This is a genomic window from Enhygromyxa salina (genome assembly GCF_000737335.2).
Classification (GTDB): Bacteria; Myxococcota_A; Polyangia; order Nannocystales; family Nannocystaceae; genus Plesiocystis; species Plesiocystis salina_C.
This window is the reverse complement of the sequence record NZ_JMCC02000013.1, coordinates 90,259-114,619: the sequence shown is the minus strand read 5'-3', so window position 1 is coordinate 114,619 and position 24,361 is coordinate 90,259. Positions and strand designations below refer to the sequence as shown.

At 66.4% G+C, this 24,361-nt stretch carries 19 protein-coding genes and 1 pseudogene; 3 read left to right on the top strand and 17 right to left on the bottom strand.

Going from position 1 to position 24,361, the window contains the following annotated elements:
- On the top strand, positions 1–1,064 hold a 1,064-nt coding region (locus DB30_RS07025; RefSeq protein ID WP_052547203.1), incomplete at its 5' end, for a hypothetical protein.
- Entirely contained in the window at positions 1,064–1,654 is a 591-nt protein-coding gene (locus DB30_RS07020) for a hypothetical protein (protein ID WP_052547202.1), read from the top strand. The genes DB30_RS07025 and DB30_RS07020, both read left to right, overlap by 1 nt.
- A gap of 53 nt (positions 1,655–1,707) precedes the next feature.
- On the opposite strand, the gene rsmI is transcribed toward DB30_RS07020, so the two are convergent.
- The gene (gene rsmI / locus DB30_RS07015; protein ID WP_052547201.1) at positions 1,708–2,535 is read right to left on the bottom strand and encodes a 16S rRNA (cytidine(1402)-2'-O)-methyltransferase; all 828 of its coding nucleotides are present in this window, start codon (positions 2,533–2,535) and stop codon (positions 1,708–1,710) included.
- Positions 2,536–2,831: 296 nt separating this feature from the next.
- Positions 2,832–3,956: an RNA polymerase factor sigma-32 gene (locus DB30_RS07010; protein WP_052547200.1), complete on the bottom strand. Its 1,125-nt coding sequence runs from the start codon at positions 3,954–3,956 to the stop codon at positions 2,832–2,834.
- A 262-nt stretch (positions 3,957–4,218) separates the two neighbouring features.
- Here DB30_RS07010 and DB30_RS07005 point away from each other — a divergent pair, with 262 nt between their 5' ends.
- Positions 4,219–7,332, top strand: coding sequence for an MXAN_5808 family serine peptidase (locus tag DB30_RS07005; RefSeq protein ID WP_052547199.1), 3,114 nt, complete (start codon positions 4,219–4,221; stop codon positions 7,330–7,332).
- Between the two features lie 33 nt (positions 7,333–7,365).
- Here the strand turns inward: DB30_RS07005 and DB30_RS07000 are convergent, their stop codons facing one another.
- The 15 genes and pseudogenes from DB30_RS07000 to DB30_RS06930 all read right to left on the bottom strand — a co-directional run bounded on the left by DB30_RS07000 (position 7,366) and on the right by DB30_RS06930 (position 24,352).
- Positions 7,366–8,172, bottom strand: coding sequence for a hypothetical protein (locus DB30_RS07000; protein ID WP_146658199.1), 807 nt, complete (start codon positions 8,170–8,172; stop codon positions 7,366–7,368).
- A 309-nt stretch (positions 8,173–8,481) separates the two neighbouring features.
- The gene (gene clpX, locus DB30_RS06995; protein ID WP_052547197.1) at positions 8,482–9,732 is read right to left on the bottom strand and encodes an ATP-dependent Clp protease ATP-binding subunit ClpX; all 1,251 of its coding nucleotides are present in this window, start codon (positions 9,730–9,732) and stop codon (positions 8,482–8,484) included.
- A 2-nt stretch (positions 9,733–9,734) separates the two neighbouring features.
- Complete coding sequence (gene clpP / locus DB30_RS06990; protein ID WP_052547209.1) at positions 9,735–10,355, bottom strand: ATP-dependent Clp endopeptidase proteolytic subunit ClpP; 621 nt, start codon at positions 10,353–10,355, stop codon at positions 9,735–9,737.
- Positions 10,356–10,719: 364 nt separating this feature from the next.
- Positions 10,720–12,087: a trigger factor gene (gene tig / locus DB30_RS06985; protein WP_052547196.1), complete on the bottom strand. Its 1,368-nt coding sequence runs from the start codon at positions 12,085–12,087 to the stop codon at positions 10,720–10,722.
- A gap of 220 nt (positions 12,088–12,307) precedes the next feature.
- A complete protein-coding gene (locus DB30_RS06980) occupies positions 12,308–13,495 on the bottom strand; it encodes a trans-sulfuration enzyme family protein (protein ID WP_052547208.1) in 1,188 nt (395 codons plus the stop codon).
- Positions 13,496–14,260: 765 nt separating this feature from the next.
- The gene (locus tag DB30_RS06975; RefSeq protein ID WP_146658198.1) at positions 14,261–17,266 is read right to left on the bottom strand and encodes a tetratricopeptide repeat protein; all 3,006 of its coding nucleotides are present in this window, start codon (positions 17,264–17,266) and stop codon (positions 14,261–14,263) included.
- Positions 17,267–17,284: 18 nt separating this feature from the next.
- Complete coding sequence (accC, locus tag DB30_RS06970; protein ID WP_146658197.1) at positions 17,285–18,658, bottom strand: acetyl-CoA carboxylase biotin carboxylase subunit; 1,374 nt, start codon at positions 18,656–18,658, stop codon at positions 17,285–17,287.
- A complete protein-coding gene (gene accB, locus DB30_RS06965) occupies positions 18,655–19,137 on the bottom strand; it encodes an acetyl-CoA carboxylase biotin carboxyl carrier protein (RefSeq protein WP_146658196.1) in 483 nt (160 codons plus the stop codon). The genes accC and accB overlap by 4 nt, the downstream gene beginning before the upstream one ends.
- A gap of 203 nt (positions 19,138–19,340) precedes the next feature.
- Complete coding sequence (locus DB30_RS06960) at positions 19,341–19,853, bottom strand: type II 3-dehydroquinate dehydratase (RefSeq protein ID WP_052547194.1); 513 nt, start codon at positions 19,851–19,853, stop codon at positions 19,341–19,343.
- Between the two features lie 40 nt (positions 19,854–19,893).
- On the bottom strand, positions 19,894–20,262 hold the full coding sequence (locus DB30_RS06955; protein WP_052547193.1) for a roadblock/LC7 domain-containing protein: 369 nt from the start codon (positions 20,260–20,262) through the stop codon (positions 19,894–19,896).
- Between the two features lie 66 nt (positions 20,263–20,328).
- Positions 20,329–21,363, bottom strand: a complete 1,035-nt coding sequence (locus DB30_RS06950; RefSeq protein ID WP_052547192.1) for a hypothetical protein — start codon at positions 21,361–21,363, stop codon at positions 20,329–20,331.
- A gap of 84 nt (positions 21,364–21,447) precedes the next feature.
- The gene (locus DB30_RS41270) at positions 21,448–22,419 is read right to left on the bottom strand and encodes a hypothetical protein (RefSeq protein WP_052547191.1); all 972 of its coding nucleotides are present in this window, start codon (positions 22,417–22,419) and stop codon (positions 21,448–21,450) included.
- Between the two features lie 359 nt (positions 22,420–22,778).
- Positions 22,779–22,982, bottom strand: a pseudogene (locus tag DB30_RS43025) (fatty acid desaturase family protein); the annotation flags it as partial.
- Between the two features lie 54 nt (positions 22,983–23,036).
- Entirely contained in the window at positions 23,037–23,258 is a 222-nt protein-coding gene (locus DB30_RS06935) for a hypothetical protein (RefSeq protein WP_146658194.1), read from the bottom strand.
- Complete coding sequence (locus tag DB30_RS06930; protein ID WP_052547189.1) at positions 23,255–24,352, bottom strand: NAD-dependent epimerase/dehydratase family protein; 1,098 nt, start codon at positions 24,350–24,352, stop codon at positions 23,255–23,257. The genes DB30_RS06935 and DB30_RS06930 overlap by 4 nt, the downstream gene beginning before the upstream one ends.
- Positions 24,353–24,361 lie beyond the last annotated feature (9 nt).

Genomic DNA, 24,361 nt, shown 5'->3' with positions numbered 1-24,361 from the left:
GCTTACTGCTCGCGTGCGACAGCGGTCCTGAGCTTCCGCTCTCCTACGAGACCGAGCACCTCCGCATCCACACGGATCCAGAGGTGCCGCTGTGCGCCGGGGACCTCCTCGCGTTCGAAGCGATCCTTGGTCGGATTGAAGACGATCTCGGCTTCTCGGTCGAGGAGAAGGTCTCGGTGTCGATCTGGCCGGAGGAAACGTGGGAGACGGCTCGAGAGCACTACTGTCCCGCGGACCCCAGGATAATTGGATGCACGTCGGCCGACGGGACCGTGATTCACACGACGCGGTACGCCCTCGAGCACGAGTTGGTCCACGCTCCGATTCCATACTTTGTGCCCTTCTTTGTCGAAGGGCTCGCGGACGTCTACGGCGGGGAGCTGACCCGGTTTGGCGTCACGGCGCCCGCGGACAACCTGGGGCTCTCGGCCTTGAACGTGGATCGACGCACGGCTCGACACTTCGTGCGATGGCTGCGCGAGACCTGGGGCACCGCGAAGCTCGGCGAGCTGGTGAGGTTGGGAAAGCACGCCGACAAGCGCTTCGCGGATGTCTACGGTCTGGACTTCGCCGCGGCCGAGGCCATGTACTTCGCCGAGGCGCCGTACGGATACCCAAGCCTGGACACCTGCGATGGGGCGCCACTCGACTTCATGGATGATCTCGGCGGCTGGCGGACGATTGTCGACATCGACTGCGACACCAAGGAGGACGTGCGTGCCCGTGGGACTGCCCTGATGGTCGAACGCACCTTTGTCATTCCAGCCGCTGGGTACTATTCGGTGAGTTCGAATGCTTTTGGGATCTTCCTCAGCCGATGTGCCACAGGACCCCTCGAAGAGGCGATCCGAGCCGACGCGTTCCTCGGCGTGGACGTACCGCCGAGCTACTGGGGTGATATCGACGAAGAGTTTCACTTCTACGAGGGTGGCCCGATCCTGGATCTCTACTTCGAAGCCGGCAAGCACGAGATCGGGTTAGCCTTGCTCGGCTACGACGGGGGCGAGGTGAACCTCGCGATCTGGCCCTCGTTGGGCCCGCGGCCGGTCGAGGGAGAACCGTGATGGCCAGCCGAATGTTGCAGTGCTTCGCGGTGTCGCTGTTGCTCGGGTGCACCGAGGATCCGGCCCCGCCGCTCTACGAGGTGGGCGACCCCTGTCGATCTGCGTACGACCTTTGCCTGGATGACGACTCCGCCATTTCTTGTGAGTCCAACGTCTGGGTCGAGCGAGACTGCGCGAGCGTGTGCGCCGAGCTCGGACCGGCCTACGTTTCCGTCGGTTGCGACGGCAGGTGCATCTGCGAGCTCCTCGATCCATCCGGTTGCACGCCGAGCGAAGCCACGTGCGTGGACGAGAGCACGGTCGCCGTGTGCGACGAGGTTCAACAGTTCCAAACAACTCCCTGCTCGGACGTGTGCGCAGACGCGGGGCTGGATGAAGTTGGCTGCCTCGAGAGCGAGAAAGGCGAGCAGAGCTGTTGGTGCACGAGCGAGGACACCCCGTGTGATCCGTCATCGGTGCCCACGTGTGTCGACGACACGACGATCGCCGTGTGCGAGATGGGTGTGTGGGCGTTCGTCGAGTGCGAGATCGTCTGCGGCGGTCCAGCGGCTTGCGATCCGTTTCAGCAGCCAGCGACCTGCGGCTGCTGAGAGTGTGCCCAGCGACGCGCGCGAAGGCGAAGCCGCGCACGAGCCGAGCCTCTCTAAGTTGCCAAGCGCTCGTAGAGGGCGCGGGCATCGAGTCCGGTGAGCTTCGCCAGGGCTTTGGCACGGGCCCGGGGTTTGAGCGACGCGTCCAGCATCACGTTCAGCACGGCCCGCGCGGCTTGCTCCGCAGGGTCGACCTCGTCGTGGGTGTCCTTGGGCAGCGCGCCCTCGATCACCAGCGTGACCTCGCCGCGCAGCGGCTCGGTGATCTGTTGGGCCAGCTCGGCCGCGGTCCCGCGCAGCCATTCTTGGTGCAGCTTGGTGAGCTCGCGAGCGATCAGCACGCGGCGCGACCCAACCCGAGTCGCGAGCTCGCGCAGCAACGCGGGCGTTCGGTTGCCGGCCTCGTAGATCACCGCCGCGCCGGTCTCGAGCGCGAGCTGATCGAGCGTCGCGTCGCGCTGCTTGCCGCCGCGGGCGATGAACCCCAAGAACCGCGCCCCCTCGGCGAGAAACCCCGAAGCCGCCAGCGCGCAGGTGCCCGCCGTCGGTCCGGGGATCACGTCGATCTCGAAGCCTGCCTCGACCGCCGCCGCGACCAACAGCCGCCCCGGGTCGCTCCAAACTGGCAGCCCCGCCTCGCTCACGAACGCCACGGTCTGCCCCGCCGCGAGCCGCTCGAGCAGCAGCTCGACCCGCTGATGTTCATTGCCAACGAAGCAGCTCAGGCGCTCGGGCAACGCCGCGTCCGACAGCAATCGCTGCGGCGAGCGGGTGTCCTCGCACAACAACAGATCCGCCTCGAGCAAGCTCCGCCGCGCCCGATCCGACAGGTCCTCGCGGTTCCCCAGCGGCGTCCCGATCAGCACCAGCTTGCCCGCCATCTCGCTATGTCTCTCCAACCCCAGCGCGACCCATGCACGCCGGAAAACGCGTTGGATGCGAACAGCCACGCGACCGACCAGACGCGAAGCGGCCGACGTCGGCAACGTGCACTACGGCTGCGGGGGCCATAATGGAACACGTAGATGGAGAGGCACCCACCCAACTGCAGGTGCCCAGACAAGAGCCCCCTTCTAGGGGGCCACACATGCGACAGCGAACAGCCAGCCCGTTGGGAGCGAGCGAAGCGAGTGACCTGCGAAGTGTGAAGGCCTCTGTGGGGGTCATAAAAGGCTAGCTACTCCTGGCCAAGGGCGATCTGCACGGCGTCGCCGAGCTCTTCTTGGAGAAACGCCCGCAGCCGCAACACCATGCGCTTCTCGACCTGCCGCGCGCGCTCGCGGCTGACACCCCAGCGCTCGCCAAGATCCTGCAGCGTCACCGGCTCGTCGGCGACCAAGCGATCCGTGAAGATCTCGGCCTCGCGGCCCGAGAGCGTGGCGCCGAAGGTCCGCAGCTTGTCGTGGAGCAGCCGCTTGAACTGATCGCCCGAGACTTGATCCTCGGGGCCGCCCGCGTCGTCCTCGAGCGTGTCCATGCGCGTGCGGCTGGTGCCCTCGTCGCCGCCCGAGCCAAGCGGGGCGTTGAGCGAGGCGTCGGGTGCCGCCATCCGCTTTTGCATCTCGACGACCTCTTCGGGGGAGACGTCGAGCTCTTTGGCGATGTTCTCGGCGGTTGGATCGACGCCAGCGCGGACCAGGGCGTCGCGTTGCTTGCGAAGGTTGAAGAACAGCTTGCGCTGGTTTTGGGTCGTGCCGATCTTGACCAGGCGCCAGTTGTTGAGGATGTGCTTGAGCACGTAGGCGCGGATCCACCAGCCCGAGTAGGTCGAGAGCTTGACCCCGCGGTAGGGGTCGAACTTCTGCACGGCCTTCATGAGCCCAACGTTGCCCTCTTGCACGAGGTCCAACAGGTTCTGGTAGCCGCGCCGATACTCGTTGGCGATCTTCACGACCAGGCGCAGGTTCGAGGTCACGAGCCGCTTGGCGGCTTCTTTGTTGCCGTTCTCGACCCACTCGACGGCGAGGTCGTGCTCTTCTTCGCGGGTCAGCAAGGGGTAGCGGCGGACCTCGGACATGTACGCGGCCATCGGGTCGCGGACGGCCAGGGCGCGGCTGCTCTCTGGCGCCGAGCGCGGGAGCTTGGCCCCGGCCAGCGACGCCGCGATCTGGTCGAGCTCCTCGTCGGTCGCGGGGCTGACGTCTGGCAGCACGTCGTCGTCGTCGTCGCTGTCGTTGTCGTCGTCGTCGCCCTCGTCGTCGTCGGCATCGACATCGACGACCGCAGGCACCGCCTGCTCGCGCTTGGCGGGGAGTCGCTGTTCGGCGTCGACCTCGGCCGACTTGCCCTTACCGTTGCCCATCTGAGCGGAGTCTACGCCAGACTGCATCGCGGGACGAAGTTACCCCCTGCCCACGGCAGATCTGACCGCGCTCCGTGCAGACCAGCCAGCAGGCGTTCGCCGCCGCCAAAAAACTGACCCGAGCCGAAACCCCACACAAACGAGAAAACGTCGGCCGCGCTGGCAACAGTCCCTGGCTCATGCGGGTGCGCGGGTCTAAACTCGGCGGGTGGTGAATCGCAGCGGCTCCCCAGCTCGACGTACTTGGTCCACTCCCGCCGTCGTGCTCGGCTCGCTGGCGCTCGCGCTGGGGTTGACCGCGCTGGCCGACACGGAGGCCCAGGCGGGGCGCGGGGATCTCGGCGATCACGCCCGGCTTGGGGTCGACGAAGATCCCATGGATCTGCGGGTGCTCGACTGGACCTTGTGGAACATCAGCAAGTACTACGTGGAGCCGCAGCGGGTTGATCCCTCGGTCATGACCATGGCCGGGCTCGAGGCGCTCGAGGCCGCGATCCCCGAGGTCCTGGTCAAGCCATCCGGCAACGGCAAGGTCAAGGTCCGCGTTGGCACCACCGAGCGCGAGTTCGCGGCCGACGCCAACGCGCTGTGGGCGGTCGGGCCCCAGGTCCGCGAGGTTTTTTCGTTCATCAACGATCACGCCTCCCTGAGCGAAGACGAGCAGCGCGAGGCCGAGTACGCCGTGGTCGAGGGCGTGCTCTCCACCCTCGATCCGCACACCAACCTGCTGCGCCCCGACGCGTTCGAGGACATGCGCACCAACACCTCGGGTCACTTTGGCGGGCTCGGGATCGAGGTTGGCATGCGCGAGGGCGAGCTCACGGTGATCCGCGTGTTGCCCGGCAACCCCGCCAGCAAGGTCGGGCTCAAGGCCGGCGATCGCATCGTCCAGATCGACGACGAGTCCACGGTGACCATGACCCTCAACGAGGCCGTGGGCCTGATGCGCGGGCCGGCCGGCAGCATGATCGCCGTCTACGTCCGCCGCGAGGGGCTCGAGAAGCCCAAAAAATTCTCGATCGAGCGCGCGCTGATCAAGCTCGACAGCGTCGTCGGCGAGATCCTCCCGGGCAAGGACGCGCAGGGCAACGACATCAAGATCGGCCTGGTCCAGATCACCCGCAACTTCGCCCAGACCACCGGCAAGGAGCTGCGTGACCAGCTGACCGCGTTCGAGAAGGCCGGCGTCAGCGGCGTGGTCTTGGACATGCGCGACAACCCTGGCGGCCTGCTGACGGCGGCCGTCGAGGTCGCCGACGCGTTCGTGGATCGCGGCACGATCGTGTCCACGGTCGGCGTCGCTTCGGCCCGCGAAGAGAGCAAGGCCAACGGTCAGTACCAGTTCGCCGACGTGCCCTTGGTCGTGCTCGTGGATCAGGGCTCCGCCTCCGCCACAGAGATCGTCGCCGGGGCGCTTCGCAACCTCGACCGCGCCGTCATCGTTGGGCGTCGGACCTTCGGTAAGGGCTCGGTCCAGGTGCTCCACGATCGCCGCGTCGCCGACACCGAGCTCGCGCTCAAGCTCACGATCGCCCAGTACCTGACCCCCGGTGACGTCTCGATCCAGTCGGTCGGTGTCAGCCCCGACCTCGAGACCGTGCCGGTGTTCGTGGGTGAAGAGTACTTGGCCTACTACGGGCGCAAGCGGTTTGATCTGGTCCGCGAAGAGTCGCTGTCTTCGCACCTCGAGAGCGCCAAGACCAAGCAGCAGGTGATCACCGCGGGGCCGCTGTACTTTCTTCAGCAAGGTTCGGCCAACGATGGCTCGAGCGCGCTGACCCGCGTCGAGCTCGAAGAGAACACCGACAAGCGCGTGGATCTGCTCCTCGAAGATCCCGAGCTTCGGATGGCGCGCGACCTCGCGATCTGGGCGCCCAGCTCGCGGCGCAGCGACATCCTTGCCGCGCTGCCGCAGTTCACGGCGGCCCAGGCCAAGCTCGAGGACGCCCGCATCGCCAAGAGCCTCGCGTCCCAAAAGATCGACTGGTCCGAGGGCCCGGCCCCAACCGCCAACGCTGCGCCCGCGCTCTCGCTCGCGCTGAGCACGGACAAGCCCAACCACACGATCCGCGGCGGCGAGCATGGGGTCCTGACCGTCGAGCTCACCAACACCGGCGACGCGCCGGCCTACCGCGTGCGGGCGATCTCCGACAGCGACTACAACTACTTCGATGAGCGCGAGCTGCTGTTCGGCAAGATCATGCCGGGCGAGACCAAGAAGGCGACGCTCAAGCTCTCGGTCTCGGCCTACGAGCTGTCGCGGGTCGATCGCATTGATTTTCATGTGGTCTCCCAGCACGGCGCGGTGCTCGAGCAGGGCACGCCCACCTGGATCGACATCGCCGCCGAGGGCATCCCGCGCCCCAGCTTTGCCTACGGCTACCAGGTGCTCGACGACCCGGCTCACGGCCACGACATCACCGGCAACGGCGACGGCCTGCTGCAGGTCGGGGAGCGCGTGCAGCTGCGTGTGTGGGTCCAAAACTCTGGCCCCGGCGACGCCCAAGACGCCCGCGTGCAGCTGCGCAACGGCTCGGGCGACGCCGTGTTCCTCCACGACGGCCGGGCCAAGCTCGGCGCGCTCGCGGTCGGCAAGTCGGACTTCGTCGAGCTTGGCTTCGAGGTCCAAAAGCCGGTCAACGAGGTCGAGCTGCAGCTCACCGTCAGCGACAACAAGATCGGCGAGTACGTGACCGAGGAGATCGTGTTCCCGATCAGCAAGTCGCTGAGCTTCGACGCGAACAAGCAGGGGGTCACGTGCACGGCGGGCGGCGGCGCCGTAGATCTCTACGCGGCCCCTGACGCCAACGGTGCGATCTTGGCCCAGGCGCCCAGCGGCACCCGCTTCGCCTCGCTCGGCACCGCTGGCGGCTGGCACAAGCTCGAGCTCGGCAAGGATCAGCACGCCTACATCGAGGCCAACCGGGTCGAGCTCGACAGCGCCGCGCCGCGCAAGCCGGGCACCACAACGCCCGTGTTCTCGGTCTCGCCGCCGCACATCGAGCTGGCCCCGTTCTCAGCCCAGACCGCCAGCGAGACCATCACGATCAGCGGCACGGCGATCGACGGCGAGCAGGTCCGCGACGTCTACATCACGGTCTACAACCCCTCGCGCAACCTGTTTGGCAGCGCCGAGAAGGTCTACTACGAGGCCGCCGTCGATCCCACGACCGGCCGCCTCGAGTTCTCGGCCGAAGTCCCCCTGCAGCCGGGCAACAACATCATCGACATCCACGCACGCGAGAACGAGCAGGTCACCGGCGTCGAGCGCATGTGGGTGCTGCGAACCTCCGGCTTGGCAGAGGCCCGCGCCGCAGAGAGGGGCTTCCAGACCAACGGCAAGCTCGCCGTCGACACCTTCAACAACGGCCACTGAGCGCGGCCGGCACCCGCCGGGTGCGATCGCGGGTCAGTCGCTGCGGCAGCAAGCCAGGCGCAGCGCAATGAACACGGTGTGGATCGGCTCGAGCCTGGTCGTCACGCGCAAGTCGTAGTCGACCCCCACGCGGATTTGGGGCGCGCGATGGAAGGTCAGCCCGGTCCCGACCACACCACCGATCGCCGCCGTGGTGTTCTGCAGGTTGTGGTTGCGCGGCAGCCCACCGACCGCGCCCAGCCCCGTGCGCAGGTAGATGGGCCCAAGCACGACGGTGGAGGTCACGTCCGCGCCAAAGCTGGGCGTCTTGCGCTCGTAGTAGGGCGTGACTTGGGTGGCGACGCCAAACGAAAGCGCGAGATCCCGGTACTCGTGCTCGAGGGTCCCACCAAACTCGAGCTCGAAGCGCGTGTTCGGATGAAACCCACGGTGATGAATGGTCATGCCGGGCGCAATTCCGAGCCCGAAGTAGCCCGACTGCAGCTCGAGGGTGGTGCGCTTCTCCGGTCCGGGGTCGTAGGGCTCTTCGTAGTAGTCGGGCTCTTCGTAGTCGTCGGGGTCGACGATGTTTGCGTCTGGAAACACCTCGGGCTCGGGGTTCACAGGCGCGGCGGCGGGCGCGTGGGTCGTGGGATCGCCGGCGACGGGGCCCTCGACAGGCGGGCTCGCATCAGCTGGCGCCGCAAAGGCAGTGACTTCAATCGGGACGGGCGCGGGGGCCGGCTCGGCCGCGGGAGCTGGCTCGGCCGCGATTTCGGCGGGCGGCGCCGCATGGGCCAACCCCGGGGCAAGCAGTGAACAGAGCAGAACGGGGGCGAGCAGTGCGGTTCGTTGAGCCATCGTGCGACCTCGTGGCGGGTTCAACGGAGTCGCCCTGCGTAGGCTTCTATCCTGAGCGGACAAATCTATGACCCCCACAGCGACCTTGGACTTCGCCGACTGCAGCCGCTGGCGCGTCTGGTCGCTTCGCTCCTCGGGACTGGCTGTTCGCGGGCGCATGTGTGGCCCCCTGGAAGGGGGCTCGGGTGCCTTCGGCGGACGCTGGGGGTGCTGGGCCCCACGTCGGCTGGCTGGGCCCCTCGTCGGCTGGACGAACCAAAGAAAAAGCCCGCGCGAGCGCAGGCTTTTTCATCACGGAGCGAGCAACCGTCAGCTCGCTTCTTTCTTGTCCTCGTAGACCAACACCGGACGCTTGTCCTCCGTGATGGTCTCGGCGTTGATGTGGACCTCTGCGATGTTGTCCACGCTCGGGATGTCGTACATCACCTCGAGCATTGCTCGCTCGAGGATCGACCGCAGCCCACGGGCGCCAGCGCGCTGCTCCTTGGCCTTGCGGGCGATCGCATGCAGAGCATCTTCTGCGAAGGTCAGCTCCACGCCGTCCATTCGCATCAGCCGCTTGTACTGCTTGACCAGCGCGTTCTTGGGCTCGGTCAGGATCGAGACGAGCGCCTCTTCGTCGAGCTCCTTGAGCGGGGCGACGACCGGCAGGCGACCGATGAACTCCGGGATCAGCCCGAACTTCATGAGGTCTTCGCTCTGGGCCTGCTGCAGCAGATCCCAGTGACGCTTCTCTTGCTTGCGCTGGACCTTGGCGCCAAACCCCATGGTCTTGGCCGAGACCCGCGCCTCGATGATGTCCTCGATGCCCGCGAACGCGCCGCCGCAGATGAACAGGATGTTGGTCGTGTCGACCTGCAAGAAGTCCTGCTGCGGGTGCTTGCGGCCGCCCTTGGGCGGGACCGAGGCGACCGTGCCCTCGAGGATCTTGAGCAGCGCCTGCTGCACGCCCTCACCGGACACATCGCGCGTGATCGAGGGGTTGTCACCCTTGCGCGCGATCTTGTCGATCTCGTCGATGTAGATGATCCCGCGCTGGGCCTTCTCCACGTCGTGGTCGGCGTTTTGCAGCAGCGAGACGATGATGTTCTCGACGTCCTCGCCCACGTAACCCGCCTCGGTCAGGCTGGTCGCGTCGGCGATCGCGAAGGGCACGTCCAGGATCCGCGCGAGGGTCTGCGCGAGCAGGGTCTTGCCCGAGCCGGTTGGGCCAAGCAGCAAGATGTTGCTCTTTTGCAGCTCGGGCTCGTCGGCCGTGTTCTTGACGTTGATCCGCTTGTAGTGGTTGTAGACCGCGACCGAGATGATCTTCTTGGCCCAGTCCTGGCCCACCACGTAGTCGTCGAGGATCACCCGGATGTCCCGAGGCTTGGGCACCTTGCCCGGACCCTCTTGCCGCTCTTCCTTCTGGACTTCCTCGGCGAGGATGTCGTTGCACAGCGAGATGCACTCGTCGCAGATGTAGACGGAAGGCCCAGCAATGAGCTTCTTGACCTCTTTCTGCGACTTCCCGCAGAACGAGCAGCTCAGGTTTCCGCTTCCCTTGTTGTTCGCCGGCATACTTATCCCTGTTCTTTGTCCGCGCCCTCTGGGCCCGAGGCGTCGTCGTCGCGTCGGAGGACCTCGTCCACGAGGCCGTACTTCTTGGCCTCGTCGGCGCTCATGAAGTTGTCGCGATCGGTGTCTGCGAGGATCTCGTCGATCGTGCGCCCGCTGTGCTTCGCCATGATCGAGTTGAGCATCTCACGCAGACGCAGGATTTCGCGAGCTTGGATCTCGATATCCGTGGCCTGCCCAGAAGCCCCACCGTGGGGCTGATGAATCATGATTCGCGCGTTCGGGAGCGCGAAGCGCTTGCCCTTGGCGCCGCCCGCGAGCAAGAACGCGCCCATCGAGGCGGCCTGGCCGAGGCAGTAGGTGGCGACCTGGCAGCGCACGTACTGCATGGTGTCGTAGATCCCGAGACCGGCCGTGACGACGCCACCTGGCGAGTTGATGTAGAGCCGGATGTCCTTGTCGGGATCTTCGGACTCGAGGAACAACAGCTGCGCGATCACCAAGCTGGCAACGCGGTCGTTGATCGGGTCGCCAAGGAAGATGATCCGATCCTTGAGGAGGCGGCTGTAGATATCCCACGAGCGCTCACCGCGGTGGGTCTGCTCCACGACGAAGGGGATGCTCATGGTATGCGGAGTGTAGTCACCGAAGACGGGCATTCGTAGGCTCCGTTACAGTCTCTCGTATGTTGAACGCGAGAGCGCTGGGTTGCAAGGCTGGGGAAAATCGCGAAGAGGCCGCCGGAAGTGGGGCAGGAGAGTGTGCATCTTGCATGCAGCAGGCGCAGAGCTGACGGTTGCAGCAGCGTCGCTACGTCTGGCGCCGTCACTGGTTGGACGACGTTGAACGATCATGTAGTGGGCACACGATGATGGGTGCCACGCTGGCGCCTGGCAAGCCAACACGACCCTACCAAAATGGAGAGGGTCGTTACAGGCGCGGGCTGCCAAAGTTGGTCCGATGGCACTCCCAAGAGTCCAATGGAACGGCTCAAGCCGATTCGGGGGTGGGCTCGCCTTCGCCCGCGGCGTCGTCGTTGGTCTCGACTGGATCGGGAGCCTCGGTGACTTCCGAGGCACCCATGAGAAAGTCCAAGACCCGCTCTTCTCGCATCTGAGCGCGCAGAAGTAGCAGCTGGTTGTTCTTCTCCATGGTTGCACGCAGGCGCGCGGGGTTTTGACCCTGCGCCTCGGCCATCTGCTTGACCTCTTCCTCGAGCTCTTCCTCGGGGACCTCGATGCCCTCCGCCTTGCGGATGGCCTCGAGCAGCAGGAACGCCTTGACGTTGAAGGTTGCCTGTGGGCGCATGTTCGCGGCCATCTGCGCTTCGTTGCTGCCGATCTGCTGCAGCGTCATGCCCTGCTGGGCGAGCTGGCGCTTGAACATGTCGACCTGCGCTTGGACCTCACGCGTGACCATGGAAGGGGCAGGATCGAACTCGTTTCGCTCGAGCAGCGCCTCGACCAGCCGCTGGCGGGCCTCGCGCTCGGCGACGTCGGTGTCTTCTTCGCTGACCTTGGCGCGGATCTGCTCTTTGAGCTCCTCCAAGGTCTCGGCTTCGCCAGTGTCACGGGCGAACTCGTCATCGAGCTCGGGGACTACGGTCTCGCGCACGTCCCGCACTGCGATCACGAGCTTGACGGGCTTGTCGCGGAACTGCGGCTTGACCCGCTCGGACGGGGGCACGAACACGACCTCACGCGACTTGCCGACCATCGCGAGATCGAACTTGGCGATCTCTGCGCCGAGGCCGGGGACGACCTCGGTGTCGGGCTTGCCCAACGTGATCTCGAGGTCTTTGCGGCTGAGCGGCTCGTCGCCGATCTTGCCGTCGATGTCGACCGTCCACACGTCGCCGTCGCGCGTCGTGGTGCGGGCGTCGTCGCCCTCGCGCTCGATCGGCCGGATCTCCGTGAACTCTTCTTGCTTCTTGGCCAGCTCGGCTTCGACCTTGGCCTCGTCGACGGTCGCGGGCCGACGGCGGACCGGCACGCCCTTGTAGTCCTTGGGCTCGATCTTCGGCGCGATCTCGAAGCGCGCGGCGTAGACGAAGTCCGCATCCTTCTCGAGCGCGCTCGACTCGAGCACCGGCTGCGTGAGGGGGTTGGCCTCGTGCGTGGACATGGCCGTCTGGAAGGTCTCCTGGAACAGCTCGTTGGCGAGCTCTTGCCGGGCGCTCTTGCCAAACATTTTCTCGAGCACGCGCGCTGGGACCTTGCCAGGTCGAAAGCCCGGGACGCGGGCTTTTTGTCCGAGGGTGCGAAGCTTGGTGTCGAGGCGAGGGCCGACCGTCGTCCACGGAACCGTGACCCGAACGCGGCACTCGACAGGGGTAATCTGCTCGATCTGGCTGTCCATGGCTGAAGCACGGCGCTATATCATACCCCCGCGTGGATCCTGCACTTTGCCCTGCACGGCCGCTTCGCCCTTGGTAGCTCGCCGCGCTGGCGCGCTGGGCTGGCAAATGGCTGTTTGATGGCATGTGTGGGCCTCTAGGGGCCTCTCGACGCATCCTCACGATGAGCGTGTGCAGCGCTGGGCGGACCCACCCGGGGCCACGGCGTGGCTCATGGGAAACTCACATTTGGTCGAGCGCGGCGAGCAGGTCGGCGCGGAGATCTTCGAGGTCCTCGATGCCGACGCTCAGGCGAATCAGCCCTTCACGGATGCCCAGCTGCGCGCGCCCTTCGGGGCCCTGGTCGTAGAAGCTCATCAGCGCTGGCTGTTCGATCAGGCTCTCCACCCCGCCAAGGCTGGGCGCGAGCTTGGGGATCCGGACCGCGTCGACGAGCTTGGTGCCAGCTTCGAGTCCGCCGTGGACCTCGAAGCTGACCACGCCGCCGCCACCGCTGAGGTAGCGCCGCGCCGTCGCGTGGTCTTGGTGCGAGGCCAGCAGCGGGTACCAGACCTGCGCGACCTTGGGGTGCTCCTCGAGCATGGTGGCGATCGCAAGCGCGCTACGGTTGTGCCGTTCGATCCGCAGCGCGAGGGTCTTGAGCCCGCGGCCAAGCAAGAACGCGTTGTGGGGATCACACACCGCGCCCAGCGTGCCAACTTGCTCGCGGATCGCCTCGACGAGACCGCTGCGCCCGACCACGACTCCGCCAAGCAGATCGTTGTGGCCGCCCAGGTACTTGGTCGTCGAGTGGATCACCAGATCGACGCCAAGATCACACGGGCGCATGTTGATCGGCGTTGCGAAGGTCGCGTCGACGATGGTCTTGATCCGGTGCCGCTTGGCCAGCGCCACGACGCCCTCGAGATCCACAACCCGCAGGTAGGGGTTGGTCGGGGCCTCGGTGAAGATGATCTTGGTCTCGCTGCGAACGGCAGCCTCGATCGCCGCCAGGCTTGGCTCGACGATGTCGACCGCGACCCCAAACTTGTCGAGGTAGCTCCGCGCAAACACCCGCGTCTTGCGATACACGTCGGCCGTGAAGATCACGTGCTGGCCCGCGCGGAGCATCGCCAGCAGCGTCGAGGTGATCGCCGCCATCCCCGAGGCCATCAGCACCGCGCCAAACCCCTCGGCCCCCCCAGCCTCCAGCGCCGCGAGCCTGGCTTCCACCGCCGCGACCGTGGGGTTGCCATAGCGCCCATACTCCTCGGGCCGCTCGAGCTCCCCCTGCATGAACGCGTGCAGCTCCTCGGTGTGCTCGAACGGGTAAGTGCTGGCCAACACGAGCGGCTCAGTGATCGAGCGGCTCGGCCGAACATGCGGCTCACCACCATGAACGGCGAGAGTAGACGGACCAATTTTCTTCATGACGAGCTCCAGACCATAGATCAACCGAGCGAAGCGAGTGATCCGCGAAGCGCGAACCGAGCGACCCGCGAAGCACGAAGGCGCAGATCGACCGCCGAGCGATGGCCGCAGCTGCCCAGACAAGAGCCCGCAGATGGAGCGCCGAGCGATGGCCGCAGCTGCCCAGACAAGAGCCCGCAGATGGAGCGCCGCTAGGAGGCCGTAGGTGCCCAGACAAGAGCCCGCAGATGGAGCGCCGCTAGGAGGCCGTAGGTGCCCAGACAAGAGCCCGCAGATGGAGCGCCGCTAGGAGGCCGTAGGTGCCCAGACAAGAGCCCGCAGATGGAGCGCCGCTAGGAGGCCGTAGGTGCCCAGACAAGAGCCCGCAGATGGAGCGCCGCTAGGAGGCCGTAGGTGCCCAGACAAGAGCCCCCTTCGAGGGGGCCACACATGCGGTCGCGGACAGCCAGCCCGCCGGGAGCGAGCGAAGCGAGTGACCTGCGAAGTGCGAAGGCGGCTGTGGGGGTCTAAAAAGGCACCTGCGAAGTGCGAAGGCGGCTGTGGGGGTCTAAAAAGGCACCTGCGAAGTGCGAAGGCGGCTGTGGGGGTCTAAAAAGGCACCTGCGAAGTGCGAAGGCGGCTGTGGGGGTCTAAAAAGGCACCTGCGAAGTGCGAAGGCGGCTGTGGGGGTCTAAAAAGGCACCTGCGAAGTGCGAAGGCGGCTGTGGGGGTCTAAAAAGGCACCTGCGAAGTGCGAAGGCGGCTGTGGGGGTCTAAAGCAAGGGTCTATTCCAGCTCTAGTAGGCGATCGTCGCGGTCGCGGTAGCCGGGCTCCACGCGCTCGAGGGCGGCCCTGGCTTGCTCGAATTCACCGATCGCCAAGCTCACCATCGCGAGCTCGTAGTTGGCCTCGCAGCGCTCGTCCTTGGTGCGGGCGGCCTCCACGGCCTGGGCGAACAGCTCGACCGAGGCCTCGAGATCGCCGCCTTGCAGCCTGAGGTTGCCCATCATGACGAGGGCCTTGGCCTGCCAGCGTGGGTCCTTGGCGGCGATTTCGTACTCGGCGAAGGATTTGTCGTGGAGCCCCATCTCGCGGTACGCGGTGCCAAGATCGAAGTGGTCGCTGGCGTCGGCGTCGGTGACCTCGTGGGTCTGGATCGCAACCTCGCGTTGCTTGCGTTGAGTTGGGGCGGCGTCGTCGAAGATGCCAGCGAGGAAGTCGATCTCGTCCTCGTCTTCGTCCTCGAGGTCGAGCAAGGGCGCAGAGGCGGCGACCTCGACGGCCGCGGCAGCGCCGGCGGCGTCTGGGAACCGGTGGGCGATCTTGGCGAGCTCGGGGTGGCCTGGAAACAGCTCGACGAGGTCGTTGTAGGCAGCGAGCGCGTCTTCTTCGAGGTCCTGGGCGAGGTAGAACTCGAGCTCCTCGAGCTCGGCGGTGAGGTCGAGCCAGTCTTCGGGCTCTGGGGCGGGCTCTTGCTCGGGCTCTTGTTCGGGCTCGGGCTCTTGTTCGGGCTCTTGTTCGGGCTCGGGCTCGGGCTCGTCGTCGTCGTCGTCGTCGGGAACACCGATCAGATCCGCCGAGGACGGCTCGCCCAGTTGCGCCGGGCTTGGCTCGTCGTCGTCGTCGTCGTCGGGAACACCGAACGCGGCTGGCCGCGACTCGGGTTCTGGCGTTGGCTCGGGCTCGGGATCGGGCTCGTCGTCATCGTCGACATCACCGAACGGGTTGTCCTCGTCTCGATCGCCGGCGTCGGCGTCGGGCTCGATGCGGCCGATGATCGGAGACGGCTCGGGCGGCGACGGGTTGAGGTGATCGTCGGTGTCCCCGAGCGTGGGCTCGTCTTCGTCGCCGCCAAGGCCAAACCGATCTTCGTAGCGGATCTCTGCCTGGGACTCATGCTCGGCGCGTTGGTCCAGGGAGATCGCAAAGTCCGAGTCGTCGTCGCCGAGCTGGTTGAGCTGGCCGTGGAGCCCGGGATCGGCGGAGCGAATGTCGATGCCGCTGTCTTCGGAGCCGTCGAGCGGGTCGTCGAGCTCGGCCTGGGCTGCATCGAGCGCGTCGCGGCCAAACTTGGTCGTGATGCCATGATCAAGATGATCGAGATCTTCGAGGTCCTCGACGTCGCCGATCAGCGAGTCGCTGGCCTCGATCGGGCCGAGCATGTCGTCGTCGAGATCGAGCGAGCCGAGCGGATCATCGTCGCGCGGGAGCGCGTCGTCGTGGCTGGCGACGCCAACGTCGACGCCGGACATCTCTGACAGCCGCTCGCCGAGCTCGGACGCGAGCGGATGGTTGGGGATCAGCGCCAGCGCCAGCTCGACGTGCCGCGCGGCGATAGCGGGGTCGCGGGAGATCAGCTGGGCCGCGAGCCGAGCCCGGGCGTTGGCGGCCTCGTCGTTGCGGCCGAGCGCGGCGAGGATCTCGGCCGAGAGCTCGAGGCCCTGGGTGTGCGTGGGCGAGGCCGCGAGGATCTGCTCGGCGTGCCCAAGGGCGTGCTCGAACAGGTGGTACTTCATGAGCACCCGGATCTCTTCGAGCTGCTTGTCGGTGTCGAACTCGGCGTCGTCGCTGCCGCCCTGGGTGCCCTCGGAGATGACCTCTTCGGTCAGCGAGTGGCGCCGGGGTCGAACCGCCGCCGAGTCGTCGGTGGTGGGCGGGGGCGGTGGACGATGGGCAGGAGCAGGCGGGGCCGCGGACGCGGACGCGGCTTCGTCGTCGTCTTCGAGCTCTTCGAGCTCTTCGATCTCGTCGAGCTCTTCGATCTCGTCGAACTCTTCGATCTCGTCGAAGTCGTCGTCATCGTCGTCGTCGGCTGGGATCGCCAGCGTCTGCGGATCTGGACGGCCGGGAGGAGGCGGCGGGGTGGGGGCCGGGGTCGGCGAGGGCACGTCGCCCAGCTCTTCCAGCGCCTTCTCCAGCTTCTTGTTGTTTGGAACCCAGCCGAGCGCCTTGCGAAGCACGCGAACGCTGGTGCGGATCCCTGTTGGGCCAGCTTGGCGTTGATGCTTGACCAGCTCGAGCACGACCGAGCAGGCCTTGTCGGCCTTACCCATGCGCACGAAGGTGTCGGCGAGCAGCTCGAGGCCTTCGGGGTCGTTGTTCTGGCGCTGCAGCAGCTCGTTGAGCTTCATCAGCGCGCGGCGGGGCTGATCGAGCTCGAGGTACACGCGAACGAGCTCGCGGGTGACCTCGTCGAGTGGACGGTGGTAGAGCAGGCGCTCGGCGACCCGGACGTACTCTTCGGGGCGCCCCGCTTGGCGCAGGAAGTCGGCGCCGGCCGAGAAGTGCCGGACCGCGTCGTCGACCCGACGCTCGCGCGAGAACAGCTCCGCGAGGCGCAGGCGCTTGGCGATCTCGCGGGGCATCAGATCCGCGACGCGCTCGTAGAGCTGCAGCGCCTCGCGGGTGTTGCCGCTGCGCAGGTACACGCCAGCGACCTTCTCGTAGAGCGCGACGGCTTCCGGGTAGCGGCGCAGCTGCTCGAAGGCCTGGGCCGTGCGCAGGTGAATGTCGTAGCGCTCGGGCGCGAGGTTGAGCGCCTGCCGGTAGATCTGCAGGGCGTTGGGCAGCTCGCCCGCCTCGAACAGCAGGTTGGCTGCGTGGACGTAGCGGTCGACGGCGGCGTCGACGTCCCCAGCGCGGTGCAGCGTGTCGGCCAGCAGGACCCAAGTTGCCGCGTCGTCGGGCTGATGCTCGACGACGGTCTGGTACTCGCCGACCGCGGCGGACAAGTCACCACGGGCAGCGTGCTGCTGAGCTGCCTGAAGAGCCTTGTCTCGCCGAAACGACACCGCCTTGCACCTCGGGGATCAGGCGTGAGAGTTGAGCTCGGCTCGGATCCCATCGGGGTCCAAGTCGCGCTCGAGGAAGTGAGTGTCGTAGACGCCCGTGACGAAGGGCGGCTGCTTGAGGATCCAGCGGTGGAGGGCGATGTTGGTCGAGATCCCCTCGATCACGCACTCTCCGAGCGCGCGTCGCATGCGGGCGATCGCTTGCTCTCGGGTGGGGGCGTGAACGATCAATTTTCCGAGCATCGAGTCGTAGTACGGGGAGACGGCGTAGCCTTGATACACGTGGGTGTCGACACGCACGCCGGTTCCGCCCGGCAGGTGCAGCGCGGTGATGGTACCCGGGTGCGGCGCGAAGTTCACGGGGTCCTCGGCGTTGAGCCGGCACTCGATCGAGTGCCCGCGAGGCCTGTACTCGCGCTGCAAGTGACCGAGCGGTTCACCCGCTGCGAGCCGCAGCTGCTCTTGGACCAGGTCGACCCCCGTGACCATCTCTGTCACGCAGTGCTCGACCTGGACCCGGGTGTTCATCTCCATGAAGTAGAACTGATCCCCGTCGAGCAGGAATTCGACCGTGCCGAGCGAGTGATAGGAGATCGCGCGCCCAGCGGCGATCGCGGCTTCGCGCATCTTGCTGCGGACGGCCTCGGGGAAGTTGGCCGCTGGCGCCTCTTCAATGACCTTTTGGTGGCGGCGCTGGACCGAGCACTCGCGCTCGAACAGGTCGATGATGCCGCCGTGCTTGTCCGCGACGATCTGGACCTCGATGTGGCGTGGGCTCTGGACGTAGCGCTCGAGGTACATGTCGCCGCAGCCAAACGCGGCGAGGGCCTCTGCTTGGGCGGTCTCGAGGGTAGAGGCGATCTTGTCGAGATCCCAGACGATCTTCATGCCCCGACCGCCGCCGCCGGCCGAAGCCTTGAGGATGACCGGCAGGCCGATCTTTTCCGCGGCCGCGCGCGCTTGCTCGCCCGACTCGAGCACCCCGGTGCCCGGGAGCACCGGGACGCCAGCCTTTTGCATGGTCTCGCGGGCCTGGACCTTGTCGCCCATCAGGCGCATGTGCTCGGGGTCCGGCCCGATGAAGGTCATGCCGCACTTTTGAACGGCGTCGGCGAACTCGGCCCGCTCGGACAGGAACCCGTAGCCGGGGTGGACCGCGTCGGCGCCCGAGATCTCTGCGGCGGCGATGAGGTTGTGGATGTTGAGGTAGCTCTTGGGCGCGGGGCCAGGGCCGATGCAGACTGCTTCATCGGCGAACCGGGTGTGGAGCGCCATCTCGTCGACCGTGGAGTGCACGGCGACCGTCTTGATGCCGACCTCGCGGCAGGCCCGAATGACGCGCAGGGCAATCTCCCCGCGGTTGGCGATGAGGACCTTGCGAATCTCGGTCACAGGCGGCGCACCCTGAACAACTTGGTCCCGAATTCGACCGGCTGCTGGTTGCCAACGAGGACCTCTTCGATGATGCAGCCGAACTCGGCCTCGATCTCGTTGAACAGCTTCATGGCCTCGACGATGCACACCGTCGTACCAGCCGAGACCGTGTCACCGACCTTGACGAACAGCGGCGCGTCGGGCCGTGGGCTGGTGTAGAAGGTGCCAACGAAGGGCGAGGTGATGTACGCGGAGTCGTCGGTGACCTCTGCTGGCGTCGGCGCCTGGTTGGCGGCGGGCGTTGGTGCAGCGACGGCGGCCACTGGCATCGGCGCCGGCATGGGCAGCTGTGCGGTGGTCGTGAGGTCGCCGCGGCGCATCAAGATGCGTTGCTCGCCAGTCTCGATCTCGAGCTCGTCGAGACGGAACCGTTTGAACAACTTGGCGAGCTCGCTGACGTAAGCGATGTCGGGCAGCTTCGAGTCTTGGTCGGACATGTCGGAGTTCGGAAGCGAAGTTCAGCCGTGGAGGCTGGGCCAGTCTAGAGACTCTCGCAGGCGCGGGCCAGATTTGTGGCCCGCTTGCAGACGCCTGCGCGGACTGGGAGCCGTGGCTGGTTGCGAAGGTGCGAGGCCCAGGTGGGTGGCTCGCTCGTAGGCGCCCCAGGGTACTGGAACCGCTGCCCAACGGCGAAGCCAGGTCAGGGCGAGACCGAGAGCCGCGCGGCGAGAGCGTGGAGCGCGAGGTGATACGACTCGGGGCCGAGGCCCATGATCACCCCCAAGCACGCGCCCCCCGTGATCGACGTGTGGCGCAGCGGCTCACGGGCATAGATGTTGGACAGGTGGACCTCGATCGTGGGCAGCCCAACACCTGCGATCGCGTCGCGCAGCGCCACGGAGGTGTGGGTGAAACCACCTGGGTTGATGATCAGCCCATGGCCAGCGGACGGAGGATCCACACTTTGGGCGCCTGCTTCCCGGTGTGCAGCGGGGATCGCATGGCCGCCAAACAAATGGATGCGGTCGATCAGTTGCCCTTCGCCGTTGGCCTGGTGGGTCTCGACCTCGACCCCGAGCTGTTCACCGAGCGCGACGAGCCCCGCGTTGATCGTTGCCAAGCCCGACGCGCCGTAGATCTCTGGCTCGCGGACGCCCAGCAAGTTCAAGTTGGGTCCGTGCAGGACCAGCACCCGCGGTCGATCACCAGGCATCAACCGTCACCCGTTCCCGAACGCCCACGCGGAACGGGAGTCAGCCCGGATACAGATCCGAGCTCAAGGCGTTGGCCTGCGAGCGCAGCAGCCAGCGACCCTTGCCCATGTGCGCCGCGTTCTCGAGCAACACCGTCACGAAGAACTCTTTCGAGAGCACGCGAACCAACACGGTGCCGTAGTCGGCCTTGATCGTGATGTCCGAGATCATGCCCATCTCGAGGCTGTGGGCCGCGTCGCGCAGCTCGAGGAAGCGAAACGAGAACTCCATCGCCATCGACTCGATGTCGAAGTCTTTCTCGAACTCCGGCTTCACCCACTGCTCGACGGTGATCCCGTCAAACCCCATGAGGATGGCGCCCTTTGCGCCAGGCGTACCCTCGACGATCTTTTGCAGGATTTCGTCCATCGGCGCTCGCCCAAGAGGTTCGCAGCCCATCCCCCTTGGGTCAAGCAATACCGCTTTTTGGAGCCCCTAGTAGTCTACGCTCAGGCGGTAGCGGCCTTTGTTGGCGCCGATCTGGTCGACCACCAGGTACGTGGTCGTTGAGCTGCCGAACCCGGCCGAGACCGAGGGGCCGCACGCGACTTCGCTCTCGGTCGCGCAGTCGTTGCGGATCGAGACGATCGGGAGGATGTCACCCTCGATCGCTTCGACGGTGGCCTGGACGGTGCCGCCACCGGTGAGCACGAGGTTGAAGATGTCTTCGTCGCCGGGCGACGAGCAGGTGCTGTCGAGCCGACCTTGCTTGGGCTCGAGGCTGGCCTCCCACACGAAGTTGCCGCCGGGCATCAGCTCGATCGTCTGCTCCTCGACGGCGTCGTAGCAGTCGCCCGCGAACGCCGAGTCGCCGAACCGGACCTCGAACGCGTACTTGCCTGACTCGCCGAGCTCGGTGTCGACGATGATGAAGTAGGTGTCCTCGCTGCCTTGATCGTAGAAGCCGCGGCCGGGCACGGAGTTGACGATGTCGGCGCAGATCTCCGATTGCTCGATCACGCCTTCGAGGCATGGATCCTCGCCACGCACGACCCGAAGCACGGGGTTGAAGTTGGTCTCTTGGGGCAGGAAGTCGATGAACACGTCGCCGGACACGGAGCCGATCCGGTAGACGTCCTCGGCCCCCGAGCCACCGCACCAACCCTCGACGCCAGAGCAGCCGCCAAGGCTGCCGCGCACGACGATCGTGTCGCCGGCGGGCAGGTCGATCGGATCTTGGCACGAGCCCACGCGCGGCGCGGTTGGGATGCCGCCGGTGTCGGTGCCGGTGTCCGTGCCAGCGACGGTGTTCTCGTCCACGCACACGGGGCTGTAGTCGGGATCGGTTCGCAGGCCACAGCCGAGCAGGCAGGCAGCGAGGCCGAGCGAAGCGAGGCCAACACGCAGGGTCATCCGATGATCTTGCACGGGCCCCAGCGTGTCGTCAAAGCCCGTTTCGTGGGGCCCCGCGCGGCCTCGCGGCCGGCCGAGCGCGGGCGCCTGTATGTCCAGCCGGGACAACTCCTTCATGTTGGGTCGCCTCCACGAGCAAAACTGGTCCGATGCGCAGGCTCCAGACGCACCTGGCGACGCGACCCCAAACTGATCGGCGCTCTACCCATCGACGCAGGCGACCGGAGTCCACTGCGCGGCGAGGTTGGTGCACGGGTGGGCCATGTTGCCAATCTCGATCGTGGACCCGTCCATCGGGTCGACCTCGTACAGGTGGCCGTCGGTGCAGGCGTACAAGATCCCGTTGCCGGGGTGCCACTCGATCCCGACCGTGCCAAACGGGACGTCGAGCGGGCCCGTGTTGGTCGCGATGCCCGACACGATGTCGACGTCGTAGAGGTTGTCGTCGGTGCCGTTGATCATGAACAGGCCCTGGATGTCCGACGAGAAGGTCGAGCCGTGGGTGCCAACGTTGACGCCCAAGCCGTTGCCAACCTCGACGGCCATCGCGTCGAGGGTGCTGATGTTGAGCAGCACGTCTTGCACGTTGGTCATGCCGAACAGCTCTTGGACCTCGAGGCCGTTGGCGGTGATCCCGTTGATCCCGTTGTAGCCCATCGGCCCGATGAAGGTCGTGCTGCAGTCGCAGGTGTTGATGATGTCGAGGAACTGACCGCTGCGTGAGCCGTACAGCTCGCCGTCGAGGCCGAAGGTGATCGACGGGTACGAGACGTTGACGCCAAAATCGCAGAGCTCCGTCTCCACCCCGGTCTCCACGTCGATCTTCACGAGCGTGTCGATGTCGTTGCGAACGTGAACGAGCACGAGCGGCTGGTTGGGATCGCCGTCGCCGTCGCCGTCGCCGTCGCCGTCGCCGTCGCCATCGCCGTCGCCGTCGCCATCACCATCGCCGTCGCCGTCGCCGTCGCCGTCGCCGTCGCCGTCACCGTCGCCGGGATCACCATCACCATCACCATCACCATCGCCGTCACCGTCACCGTCACCGTCACCGTCACCCGAGTTGGAGTCACTGGTCTCCTGGGTGTCGTCGGTCTCGTCGCCCATCGTCGCGGTGTCGGTGTCGCCGTCGCCGCTCGTGCCCTCGCCGGTCCCGTCATCCGCGCACGCGAGCATCAGTCCGAGACACGCGAGAGAACTCCAAATCAATTTTTTCTGTATCATGTCGTCCCATTTGATCTCGGCGATCCATCACCGAAACCAAATGGTACGACACAACCAACGTGAATAGGTCACGCACCGCGAACTCCCCAGGAAGCGAGTTCACGGTGCGTGGGTCGGTGGAGGCGCGGTGTCCAGAGGACTATCCAGAGGACTGGGCACCCATTGTTTGCCCCAAATGGGGCCCCCGCGCGGACTTGCCGTGTGAACCTGTCCCGGGCGCACACGAGCCGTGTAACGTTCGAGATTGGTTGTGTCCTGACCGACTGATTCGGTCATGAAAAAATCAGGGATAGTGCGTTTTGGTCTGAGGATCAGTGCGCGGACGTCACGACACGAAGCATCTCGAGATAGCTCGACGAGACGTGGCAGCCCGTAAGCGCACCGCGTTCGCCCAATACCTGATGCATGCGCGCGAGCGAGTACATCGGAACGGCGGGCAGCAGGTGATGCTCGAGGTGATAGTTGACGGCGTGCGGCGCGACCGTGAGTCGCGCGGCCCAGTTGGCTCGCGTCGTCCGCCGATCGTGAGATCTACATCGCGCGAAATCGAATGGACAGGCTGAAGCTGGTCAAATAAGCCCAACCCAAGCAGCAAACCCAGCGCGAGGTTGGTCCGCACGACCGGGCCAAAATCGCGCAGGCCGCAAGCGATCACATCCATGGTGGCGCTCGGGATCGTCTGGCTCGTTGGTGTGGGCGTGGTGGCGGGCGTCGCTGCGCTCGGTCAGCTCGCGGATCTCGGCGGCGGTGAGAAGCTCCGCGACCGCTCGAGGCCGCGCGGGTGGGGTCATGGGCGCCCGAGCAGCCAGCTCATCGTGCTGCGCAGCGCGTCGGCCATGTCGGTGCGCGGCGCGTAGCCAAGCTGCTCGCGGGCGCGGGTGATGTCGGCGCGGCTGTGGACGATGTCGCCCGGTCGCGGAGCTTCGTGTCGAGGTGCGACGCCCTGGCACGGGGCCCCGAGCTCGAGCATGCCAGCGTGGACCAGCGCGTAGAGCTCGAGCAAGGTCGTGCGTCCGCCAAGCCCGATGTTGAACACGCCCTCGCTGGGATCGCCCGGGCGCTCGCGCTGCTCGGGCGCGACGCGCTCGGCCCAGGTCGCGCCGAGCAGGTTGGCCTGGACCACGTCTTGGACCGGACAAAAATCGCGGGTGTTGAGCCCGTCGCCAAAGATCGCCGGCTGCTCGCCCTTGGCCAGCAGCGCGACCCACTTGGGGAGCACTGCCGCGTAGGCGCCCTCGGGATCTTGGCGGGCGCCGATGATGTTGAAGTAGCGCAGCGCGACGACCGACAGGCCCGACGCGCGCCCAAAGGTGCGGTTGCTGGCTTGGCCAAGGATCTCGGCCACGTGCTTGTGCGCAGCGTAGGGCGAGAGCGGGCGGCCGATCGTTGCTTCGTGTTGGGCCCCGGTGTCTGGCTCGCCGGGGCAGTCGCCGTAGACCGCCGAAGACGACGCATGAACGATGCTGCGCACGCCGGCCTGGCGGGCGGCCTCGAGCACGTGAAAGCTGCCGTCGACGTTGACGGTGAAGCCCTCGATCGGCTCGGCGATCGTGCGTGGGACCGAGGCGATCGCGGCGTGGTGGAGCACATGATCGATGCCCGTGCAGGCGTCGAGGACGGCGTCGAATTCACGCACGTCAGCCTCGATGACCAGCAGCCGATCATCGGCGTCGGTTGCCCCGCGGGCGACCGCGCTGCGGACCAGCGCCTCGATGTTGGCGTGGGTTCCGGTCTCGAAATTGTCCAGACCCACGACCCGCTGACCGAGCGTGAGCAGGTGCTCGACCAGGTGCGAGCCGATGAACCCGGCCGCCCCCGTGACCAACCACTTGCGTGGGTTCGCGCGTAGTTGGGTCTCGACGAGTTCGATCGCGGGCTTGGTCATGGGCTTGGT